General features: G+C 55.1%; 1 rRNA gene. It reads left to right on the plus strand.

The features are described from left to right. A 23S ribosomal RNA gene (locus G8767_RS35180) occupies positions 1–1,065 on the plus strand; the annotation flags it as partial.

Raw genomic sequence — 1,065 nt, forward strand, 5'->3', positions numbered from 1 at the left:
GGCAGGTGTGTGGATGGGTAGGGGAGCGTCGTGTGGCCATGGAAGCGGCAGGGTGACCTAGCCGTGGAGGCCACACGAGTGAGAATGCAGGCATGAGTAGCGAAAGACGAGTGAGAAACTCGTCCGCCGAATGACCAAGGGTTCCTGGGCCAGGTTAATCCGCCCAGGGTGAGTCGGGACCTAAGACGAGGCCGACAGGCGTAGCCGATGGACAACGGGTTGATATTCCCGTACCCGTGTGAACGCGCCCATGGTGAATCAGTGATACTAACCATCCTGAAGCCACGAGAAGACCTTCGGGTCTCGAGTTGGTGGATGCATGGGACCTGATCTGGTAGTAGCCAAGCGATGGGGTGACGCAGGAAGGTAGCTGAGCCAGTCAGTGGTAATACTGGTGTAAGCGTGTAGGGCGTGACCTAGGCAAATCCGGGTCACACATAGCCTGAGACGTGATGCGTAGCCGATTGAGGCGAATTCAGTGATCCTATGCTGCCGAGAAAAGCCTCTAGCGAGCTTTCACACGGCCCGTACCCCAAACCGACACAGGTGGTCAGGTAGAGAATACTAAGGCGATCGAGATAACTATGGTTAAGGAACTCGGCAAAATGCCCCCGTAACTTCGGGAGAAGGGGGGCCCTGTCTGGTGACGACATGTACTGTCTGAGCTGGGTGGGGCCGCAGAGACCAGTGAGAAGCGACTGTTTACTAAAAACACAGGTCCGTGCGAAGTCGTAAGACGATGTATACGGACTGACGCCTGCCCGGTGCTGGAAGGTTAAGAGGACCGGTTAGTTCCTTCGGGAGCGAAGCTGAGAATTTAAGCCCCAGTAAACGGCGGTGGTAACTATAACCATCCTAAGGTAGCGAAATTCCTTGTCGGGTAAGTTCCGACCTGCACGAATGGCGTAACGACTTCTCAGCTGTCTCAACCGTAGACTCGGCGAAATTGCATTACGAGTAAAGATGCTCGTTACGCGCGGCAGGACGAAAAGACCCCGGGACCTTCACTACAGCTTGGTATTGGTGTTCGGTTCGGTTTGTGTAGGATAGGTGGGAGACTGTGAA

It is taken from the genome of Rhodococcus sp. IC4_135 (assembly GCF_011602025.1).
GTDB lineage: Bacteria > Actinomycetota > Actinomycetes > Mycobacteriales > Mycobacteriaceae > Rhodococcus_F > Rhodococcus_F baikonurensis.